Annotated in this window: 4 protein-coding genes; all 4 read right to left on the bottom strand. The window is 58.2% G+C overall.

Going from position 1 to position 2,156, the window contains the following annotated elements:
- On the bottom strand, window positions 1-917 hold a 917-nt coding region (locus tag AC1D1Z_RS36630), incomplete at its 3' end, for an IS256 family transposase (RefSeq protein WP_477853714.1).
- 24 nt (window positions 918-941) lie between these two features.
- The gene (locus AC1D1Z_RS36635) at window positions 942-1,103 is read right to left on the bottom strand and encodes a hypothetical protein (RefSeq protein ID WP_477853720.1); all 162 of its coding nucleotides are present in this window, start codon (window positions 1,101-1,103) and stop codon (window positions 942-944) included.
- A gap of 71 nt (window positions 1,104-1,174) precedes the next feature.
- Window positions 1,175-1,498, bottom strand: coding sequence for an IS66 family insertion sequence element accessory protein TnpB (gene tnpB, locus AC1D1Z_RS36640; RefSeq protein WP_477853716.1), 324 nt, complete (start codon window positions 1,496-1,498; stop codon window positions 1,175-1,177).
- Between the two features lie 24 nt (window positions 1,499-1,522).
- A complete protein-coding gene (locus AC1D1Z_RS36645) occupies window positions 1,523-1,927 on the bottom strand; it encodes a transposase (RefSeq protein WP_477853718.1) in 405 nt (134 codons plus the stop codon).
- Between the last annotated feature and the right edge of the window lie 229 nt (window positions 1,928-2,156).

Below are 2,156 nucleotides of genomic sequence, written 5' to 3' on the forward strand. Positions count from 1 at the left end.
GCAGGGTATTTCTGGCCCCAGTAGCCTTCCTCGAAGGCCTCCAGTGCCTTCAGGCCCGCCTCGGCATCTCTGGCACGGTAGATGGCTCTCAGCGCCGGCATGACGGGCTTTCTATCCTTGTAGGAAACGAACTCCAAGGAATGCCGGATCAGGTGGACAATGCAAGTCTGCACGATCGTTTGGGGAAAGACGGCAGTGATGGCTTCGGGAAAGCCCTTCAGGCCATCGACCACAGCGATCAGGATGTCCTGGCAGCCACGGCTCTTCAGTTCGTTCATCACCCGCAGCCAGAACTTTGCCCCTTCCGTCTGCTCGATCCATAGCCCGAGGATTTCCTTGGTGCCGTCCGCAAGAATAGCGAGTGCGACATAGACGGCCTTGTTGCGAACGAAACCTTCGTCCCGGATTTTGACCCGGATGGCGTCGAAGAACACAAGGGGATAGCACAGCTCAAGCGGACGATTCTGCCACTCACCAACGGCCTCCAGAACGGTATCGGTCACCGCCGAGATCAGGTCTGGCGAGACTTCGATGCCGTAGATTTCTTCGAGATGACCCTGGATCTCCCGCACCGTCATGCCGCGGGCGTACATGGAGATGATCTTGTCGTCGAAATCGGGAAAGCGGCGCTGGTATTTGGCGATCAGCTTCGGGTCGAACGTGCCGGCCCGGTCGCGCGGAATGGCCAGCGTCATTTTCGACGTTCCTGTCAAAACTGTCTTCCTCGAGGAGCCATTGCGCCGGTTGGCACAGGTCCCCTCGCTACGCTCAACATCGAGATGCTCGTCTAGCTCGGCATTGAGAATGCGCTCCGAAAGCGCCCTCTTCAGGTCATCCAGCAAGCCGTCCTTGCCGAAAACYTCGGACGGATCACGTCCCGCAAGAAGCTGGTCCAGAAGTTCTTTTTCGATAGCCATGTGATGATTCTCTCCTTTTCATCATCATGGCCCCCCGCACAGAATTCCTGACAGTCCCTGCTTGAAAGCGGCAACCAGCTTCTCCAACCGCTCAATCCGCTCATCCTTGCGGACTTCACGCGCTTGCGCCGTGATCAGCATCGCCTTTAGCGCAGCAATATCGTCGGGAAGATCAGCGGCGTCCAACATACTCGAAGCCTATCAAACTCAGCTTCGCTTCGCCGGAAGAATCCACTGTCCGAGTCATCGTGCCGCATCTATTCGATGGCATCCGGCGCTCTCGTCTCCACGGAACGGACCCGACGCCAATCGAGACCTGCAAACAGAGCCTCGAACTGAGCATGGCCCAAGGTCATCAAACCGTCCCTGACGCCCGGCCAAGTGAACGTGTGCTCCTCCAACCGCTTATAGGCCATCACCAGACCGCTGCCATCCCAGTAGATCAGCTTCAACCGGTCCGCTTTGCGCGAACGGAATACGAAGACCGTTCCGGTGAACGGGTCCTTGTGCAACTCGTTTTTGACCCTCGCCGCTAATCCATCGTGGCCCTTGCGAAAATCGACCGGCTTGGTGGCAACCATGATCCGCACGGTTCGATGGAAAAATCATGCCGGAACCGCGCAGGCACGYGCGACAGCGGCGATGCGGCGGCAGACGCACCTTCTACTAGACGGATAGTGACGGAGCCAACGATGACCCAGCGCGACTGACCGTTTGGTCGGCGGTTCCGATACGGGCGGATCGACGATCACCGATGCGAACTCCACCGGGTCTTCGGGTGCGGGCAGAACCAGCTTGCCCTGCCGTGCCATCGTGCGCCAAGTCGAAAGGCGGTTCGCCCGCAATCCATAGCGCTCTGCAATCTCATTCACCATCGCGCCCGGTCTCAAGCTTTCCGAAACGATCCGCGCCTTAACCTCATCGGGCCATTGCCGGTGAACCTCACGTCCAGACCTCCTGGTTGTGAGAACCTCCAATGTAGTCTCCATGGAGAAACTCCCTTCGCTCATCCATGGAAAGCCGATCACAGTTTAGGAAGGCGAGGACAACGTGGGAATGGAACACCGGTTACGAAAAGGCCGCTCTGAAGTCAATCAGATTGCCGAACTCCTCGAGCTCGACAGGACCAAGCGTTCGCGCGCCTGATCGTCATGTGGTCAGCTCGTAACGGCGGGCGGCGAGAATGATCTGACGGACATTCTTCCGGTCGGTAGGACTCTAAATACGTCCTCCCAGCGA

The sequence above is a fragment of the Rhizobium sp. P1_E1 genome (assembly GCF_056406015.1).